Source organism: Streptococcus sp. k-378, assembly GCF_013277505.1.
Lineage (GTDB): Bacteria > Bacillota > Bacilli > Lactobacillales > Streptococcaceae > Streptococcus > Streptococcus pseudopneumoniae.
In genome coordinates this window covers 1-8006 of record NZ_VMNC01000105.1, presented here as the reverse complement: position 1 = coordinate 8006, position 8006 = coordinate 1, and the positions used below count along the sequence as shown (strand labels likewise).

Below are 8006 nucleotides of genomic sequence, written 5' to 3'. Positions count from 1 at the left end.
ATATACTTCGTTATTGGGCTGTTACTACTATACTTCGTTATTGGGCGGTTACGAAGCAGGTGAAAAACTACCTCCCAAATGAAAAGGAATTAAGCAACCAAACGCTACTTAATTCCTTGAAATTGTCTCATCACCTCTATTAGCCTTTAAATTTTGAAAGACTCTATTTGCTAATCAATATTTGTCAATACTAACCCTTTCAATCAATTCATTAGTTTTCTAAACTAAGTCTATTAATAAATCCAAAAAGAGTATCAATAGTAAAGTAAACTAAATAATTGAGTTATAAATAGCTATTTTCACAAAACTGTTTCATCATCACACCATCTCAGTACATAAACCATTTTTTCATCTATAGCTTTTGTCTTAATCTTAATCTTTTTTCTTTAATCCAAGAAATGCACCTAAGGTAAACATTATTCCGGCAACCAATGACGTGAAGACTTCGCTAACTGTTCCGGTTTTTGGTAACCTATCATTGTTAGTAGTTGATTTACTATCAATATTGGTGTCTTTATTGGCTATGTTCTCTGGTTCATTAGGATAAACTTCAGTCTTATTTTCAAAGTTTTTATCATTTCTACCAGGAACTGTAGCTTTGACATCCTTAGTTAAATCAGATCTTTGACTTTCATCTAATTGACTATAATTTACTTGTACAGGAACTGTAGCTGTGACACCCTCAGTTGAATCAGATTTGTGTGAATGATTTTCTCTTTGGAAATCCTCTTTTCTGTGACTTTCATCTAATTGATTATGATTTACTTGTACAGGAACTGTAGCTTTGACACCTTCAGTTGAATCAGATTTATGGGAATGATTTTCCCTTTGTAAATCCTCTTTTCTGTGACTTTCATCTAATTGATTATGATTTACTTGCACCTTATTTTTCTTTTTGGATACATCAAAAGTAGGTTTATTTTCTTCCTCCTTTTTCTCCTCTATTTTCTTGAATACAGGTTTTATAAAGGTATCTTTTGATAAATTAAGAACATAGCCAGCATCTTTTTTCCCTTCGAAACCAGAAATTTCCCAGCCATCAAATTGATAGCCTTTTTCTAATTTACCCTTATAGACAGGTAAAATGAAATCTTCTTCCGACACTATCTTAGAACTCATTTCTTTTCCATTTTGCATGGTCACAGTTACCGTATGAGGTTTTAGTTCTCTTACCTCTCCCGTATCTTTGTTTAAAATGAATTCTTTTACAGTTGTATTTCTTGCAAAATCTTTTACAAGAATCTTAATGTTTAGTGTCTTATCTGTTAGTTGTTTAATATCATCAAATGATGTGTATTCTTTTCCATTTACATAAATATGTTTGTCTTGAATCTCACCATTGAATCCATTATCTCTTTTATCATTGATATTAAAGACTACAGATTTTCCATCAGCATATTCGATACTAGTATTTCCCTTAGGATCAATGTTTACTTCGGGTTTAACATTATCATATAAAAACTGATAGTGGACTCCAACTGCTTTCGCATTCAAATCGCTATAGCCAGTTTGAAGATAAACATTTCCATCCATATCTGTTACCTTATCTGGAAATCCGTTTGCTTTATAGTCTTTCATTCCCCAGTCCATGATGTCACCGTCTTTAACATTAAGCTTAACGTTAAAATCTCTAGTGTTATCAATGTGTAAATCTCCGTAGATTAAATAATTATCTACAACCGATTCATTAACTCTCAATTCCCAGTTAAAACCACCCTTATCAGAAATCTTACCTCTTAAATAAAATTCTGGATTTCGTACATAAATTTTATTAGATTTAGATGGATTAAAGTAGTTCTTATCCATTGAAAGGTTTACTGGTTTGGTATCAATAAATAACATGGAGCCATCTTCTTTTATAGCTTCTACATTAGAATATTCCTCCCCATGATACTCTTTATTATCTTTACCAAATAATACAAGTTTAGAGGAATCTGTCACAAGATTTCCATCTTTATCGATTGCCTCCCCTTTATCGTTCATTTTAAATCTAAACACTTGAAACCTTACAATGTTAAAGCCGTCCAAAGCCGACATTAATACAGCTTGAGTACTTCTTCCATCTTCAACATTTCTACTATCAGCATAAATTATTTTTTCTGAAAGGACTCTTAGATTAGGATTGGTCTTTTGTATTTTTGCTATATCTTCATTGCTATAGACTCCATTTCCTTCTAACATATCCGTTTTTCCAGGATTATAGGTAGTCACTTTTAGTGCATAGCCTTTTCTCAGAATGATATTATCCTTTAATAGATATTGTTGTTTTTCTGAATCAGAATAGATTTTACCAGATGCCATTTCAGTTAAATTGTTTGGTTTGTTTTTTGAAAGATCTCCTTCTCCTAATTCGATTACATTCCCATAACTTGATGCATAGGGATATTCTGTTTTAGTTTCCTTATTTTTTTCAGGCATTCTAATTTTAGTTTTAGCTTTTGTTTCACCCTTATCTTTTACAAGGATATTCATATCACCCGTAAAGGATAGACCATCGACTACATCATTTGTGTTTGCAAATAAGTCAAAGGTTAGAGTTTTAGTTTGTGGGTCGTATTTACTTGCCTTAATTTCTATTAATTTGAAGTCATTGCCATAGTAAGCCTTAGCATTTTTGGATACATTACTTACTTTTCCAAGAATTTCAAAATGTCCATCCTTTGATGGGCTTAATACACCACCAAGCTTTGATTTAACATCATCAAGTTTCTCAGTCTCATATTCTAGAGCACTTCCATCCACATAGGCAGTTATATTTCCCTTAGCATCATATCGATAATCAAGCTCTACTTTTCTTTTTCCGCCATTTACAAAGTCTTCTTCTTCCTTATATTTCTTTTTAATGAGTTTCTTTAGGTCTTTATTTTCAAAGTTTCTTACAGTAGAGATTTCTTTGTCTAACTCTAGAGTTGAAGGTCCCTCTATAGGTTTTTCTTCAACAGTCTCTTTCTTTTCTTCTACGTTATTTGAGGCTTCTGGACTTTGGGCATTTTTAAGTTTATCTTCAGAAATTTCCCCTAGTTTTTTGTAAGAAGAAGCATCTTTCTCAGGATCTACTAGGTAATAAGAAATCATTCCATTTTTGTCAGCCTTATCAGCAAATTTAATTCTATGGATTTTGGTAAAGTTGCTTGCGCCATCTAGGGCGATTACTTCGATGATTTTTCCTCTTAAATCTCCTGCTCCGCTAATTTCGTAGATGGTATTTCCGTCTTTGTCAAGTTTCCTATTTCTTCCCTCACCCTCTCCGGCGTAAGTTACATCAAGATTTTTCTCAACATCTCCATCTTCATTAACAAGAGCGGCGCCAGCATACCATACTTCGTTGGCTACTTCTTCAAATTTCTCAGGATGTTCTTTTTGGTCTCTAGCAAACAAGGTTTCGTGTTTGTACTCATCCTTTACCTTGTGGTAGGTATCTTTTGCAATCAATTTAATTTTATCTGGATTAGAAAAATCAATTGAAATAATTCTTGGAGCTGTATTATCAATTTTTACTGGTATATAAGAAACCTGCCATGGATAATCCTTGGTTAATCTATATTTGAATTTATAGAAATATTGACCTTCCGCAATCGGTTCAAATTGACCTCTTATCCTAGTAGCAGGATCTTGATTATCCTTACTTTCTGGTGCATTTTCTTCTCTACCTCTAGGATTATAGATGAGTCCATCCCACTTCAAGTCACCCCAAACTTTTAGTTTAGATGATTTGATTCCCTTTGCATCATTGCTTTTAGAATTTAAAATTCCTCTAATAAAGTGTTCTCTCGAAATGACTTTTAAGTCTCTTTGATTTTCTCCCTCTTTATTTATATTTACTATTGAAATCAATCCTTCTTCTGCACTTCTTAATACAAGTGGAGAAGGGGTTAATCCTCTTTCAAGTTGAGCATCTTGAGGATTTCCATTTGAATCTAAAGGATAAATGTTAGCAACATTAGATCCACTAGTGGATTCTGCATGAATACCTTGGTTGTTAAAGGCAAATAGGTCTGGGTCTTGGTCTAGCGATGTAATATTTTTATCTTTTCTGTTTTGAATAACAGCTGCTGGATTAAATTTATCTATACCATGTTCTCCACCAATACCCTTGTTCAAGGTTCCAGGAATTTTCGGTTTACCATCATCATCATAACCTTCCATTGTTTTTGATTTTGAACCCTCTTCCCAAGCCCATTTATCAAGGATTGGTTCGTGGTTCCAATTCCCAGCAAATCCCATTAGAGGCATCGACAAAGAAGGTTGGAAGTTTATTTTCTTCCCGTTAGAGTTTAGAGCTTCCATTTCTTCCACTGACTCAAAATGAATAAATGATTCTACAAATTTATTTTTGTCTTTAGCCTCTCCAACATTTATAACCGCATTCAAATCAAAGCTAGAATTTGCGCCTATAGTGAAAGTATCATGCTCAAATGTGATATTTGCTCCTTTGATTTTTTCTGGATGGATTTCTGGAACAATTTGCTTCCCATCTGGAGATTTTTCATCTTTATATGTTTCATCCAGTTTTAATCTGTCAGTTAGAGAATCTGTAGTTATCGCTGATGCTGAAACTTTAAAGGTTAAAGGTCTGTCTGATGTATTGTGAAGCTTAACTGTAAAATATTTTTCTTCTCCTTTTATTTCTTTAAGAGAAATAGAACCATAAGAGTTTACCAAACCTTTAGAATCCTTGTTTTTGAAAGTCGCTACAACTTCATTTCTCAAAGCATTGGCAACATTAATTAGCCCTGCTCCCTGTTGTCTAGGTGATGCAAAGTATTGGCTTTTTTCTTTCCAAGACGTTGCGTCCATCATAGGTCGCGCAGTATTTTGTAAAGCAATTTTTGTAAGACTTGTAAGGTCTATTTTGTCATCTCCCTCAAGATTTTTCAATACAGGTCTTTCAAGCATTTCCTTTAACTTCGGTCTAATCAAAACAGTAGAAGCTGCTACGATTGGAGTTGCCATACTAGTTCCTGACATATAGCCATAAGTTGATTTCCCATTAATGACATTGAGAGTAGATTTAATGTTTTTACCAGGTGCTGAAACATCGGGTTTTAAAAGTAAATCTACTCTTGGCCCCCAAGATGTGGATCCTGCTGGAACGATGATATCTTCTTTATAGAGTTCTTTGTCTGTGTCAGGTGCAAACTTAAAGTCAATCTCTTTTTCGTCACCTACATTCGGTTTGTTGGAATTAAAACTTTCCATATCAATTGGATAGTATTGCTCCAATTTATCTTTAAAATCTTCTTTATTATTTCTTTTAACTTCAGTTTTTTTATCAGGATTAATCATGTTCCATAGCTTTACACCATCATCTCCTGAAATTGAAAACACTTGACTTTTAGTACCTTCATCCGCTTCATATCCCATAGCTGGAAGCTCTGTCCAATTATCTCTATTGTAGTAATTTACAGTATTTACAACCATAATGGCGCGTGCACCCTTATCCATAGCTTTTTTAAAAGCATTTTTTAAATCCTTTGTATAAATTCTATCCATTACTGCAATTTTGCCCTTAAGATCCAAACCTATCAAATCTTGGTCTTGCCCTTTGCCTATATATACAAATTTCAATTTATCAGGAGCTTTTGTTCCATCTTCATTTGTTGTGATTTTATTCTTATCGAAAAAGGCCCCTATATTTCTGTATTTAAAACTTTCTCCACCTATGTTAACTTTATCAAACTCAACTGTTTGATTTTTAGCAGAAGCGACCGCTATCGCATCTTCATGTGCTGCAGTTCGTGTTACATTTCCAGTGTCGGTCATTTTCAGATGATTATTTGCTACTAAATCCCATGAAGAACTTGAAGCAGAAGTCGCATAGTTACCCGTAGCGACAACCATTGGAATGCCTGCTTTTCTTAATGCTCTAATAGCTTGCCAATATTTCTCACCTACAAGACCTGTTCCTGTAAAACCAGATGATACCGAAACAACATCAACGTTGTGTTTGATAGAATCTTCAATAGCATGAAACATTGTTTCATCACCCGCAAATCCAGATCCTGCGTCAGAGTACATTTTATAAGAGAAAATTTGTGCATTAGGCGCAATTCCATCTATGCCATTAAAGTTTTTGATATCTTTTTCAGTATCATTTCCAGCAAGAATCCCTGCAATATGCATTCCATGTGGATCAAAATAATCACTTCCATCATCAGCTTTTTCTACAGTTATTTTACCACCATTATAATAATTGAAAGCATGAGGAATCTTATCACTCAACCAGAAATTTTTATCAGTGCCTTTTAAGTCTTCTTTTTTAAATCTCATTGAGGCTTTGGCATCATCATCGATTCTCATAGCCTTATGCCTATAATCTGTCCCCGTATCGATATTTGAAATGACCATACCTCTGCCATCAAAATTTCTTCCAAATTGAGCATTAATGGCCTTTAGGTAATCAATAGCTTCCTCAACTCCAATTTCCTTTCTGGCATGATTCATCATGGGTTGGACTTTTTGTGCCCTTTCAACCGATGAGATACCTTCTATGTGTTTAATTTTGTCCAAGTTATCTGGAGTTGTTTCTATGGCACTACCGTTAAAAATTCTATCATAAGTATATAAAACTTTTGTATTCTTAAGACTGGATAGTCCCTTGATTGCTTTTTCTCTAGACTCTTCATCTTTAAATTCAGCAATATAGACAAGTCTATCCTCTTTTTTGGGACTTTCTGAGTCTTTACTTGCAGACGAGTCCGCTTTATCTCCTTGGGATTGATTGGAATTTTCTTCTTTGCTTGTTGCTTCTTCATTGCTAGTTTTAGTGTCTATCACAGGATTTTTACTAACAACTTCTTTTTCCTCAATAATTGTTGTTTTCTTTTCTTCAGTATCCTTTGAAGCTTCTATAGCATGATGAATCTCTTCATGTTTCTCTTTATTTTCTGTTTCCTTATCTACTACTACTTTTTCTTTATCAGAGATATTTAAAGCATCTTCAGAGCTAGATATATCTGCTAAGACTACCTCATTAGGGGCATAGGCTGCTAAAATAACTGCAGCTGTGGTTAATGACAATACTGTACTTTTTTTCATTTTAATTCCTTACATATTTATTTAACTTCCAATAGATAGAAAACTTTAACTTTGCTAGCCTTTGTTATAAAAAGTTTTACTAAGTATTATCTAGGAAATAGAGTAGTACATTTATATATAATTGTTAGCTCTCCATAAAAATAGTATATCATTTTTTAAATTTAAGTCAAGAAAAATTAATATGTGTTAATTTATTTTTTAACACACATTAAAAATATAGAGTCAAAAACTTTCGTAGTTAGCTGGGGTACATTGTCAGAACATTCACACCATCAAAAATAGTAGCAATCAACTTAAAGCACTAGCAGCATCACAAAGTCAAACATCATTGATGAAATATCAGCGCTATTAAACAATATAAATAACCGCTAAGAATAAGACTTAACCCCAAATCATTCATACCTCTCTCAACTAGATGTAACTTACAAAACCCCTGACCTCATGAGCCACTTTCTTCCTCCTCATGAGGCCAGTTTTACTTTCTGCTGTTCCAGTATCGTTTTTCCTCGCTAGATTTCCTCAAAAGGGCCGACTCCTCCCTTGGTGCGTCACACGATTTTTTCATCTCGACTGTTATTTAATGCATCATTAACGACGCTTTTCTTCTAGGTGGTTCATAAGGAACAGGAAGATTTAGGTTGACTTTTCTAATCCTAGAATAAAGTGCTGAAAACAATTCGGAATAGGCATAGAGACTAGACAATTTGAGGAGCTGCTTGCGTCCTGTTCGAACACATTTTCCTACCACGTGAAGAAAAAGATGGCGGAAGCGTTTGATTGTTAAAGTTTGGAAGTCACCTCCAGCTAGATGTTTGAGAAAAAGATAGAGATTGTAGGCGATACAGCTCTTCATCATACGAACTTCGTTTTTGATTAAGCTTGAACTATCCGTTTTATCGCCAAAAAATCCCTCCTTCATCTCCTTGATGAAATTCTCGGCTTGACCACGTTTTCGTTCAGAGAACTGG

Annotated in this window: 2 protein-coding genes; both read right to left on the bottom strand. The window is 34.0% G+C overall.

Annotated features, from left to right (window positions below; all coding sequences use genetic code 11):
• Positions 1-372: 372 nt before the first annotated feature.
• Complete coding sequence (locus HT719_RS09550; RefSeq protein ID WP_172929031.1) at positions 373-7038, bottom strand: S8 family serine peptidase; 6666 nt, start codon at positions 7036-7038, stop codon at positions 373-375.
• 577 nt (positions 7039-7615) lie between these two features.
• Positions 7616-8006, bottom strand: a 391-nt coding sequence (locus tag HT719_RS09545) for a transposase (protein ID WP_172929029.1), incomplete at its 5' end; no start/stop codon positions are given.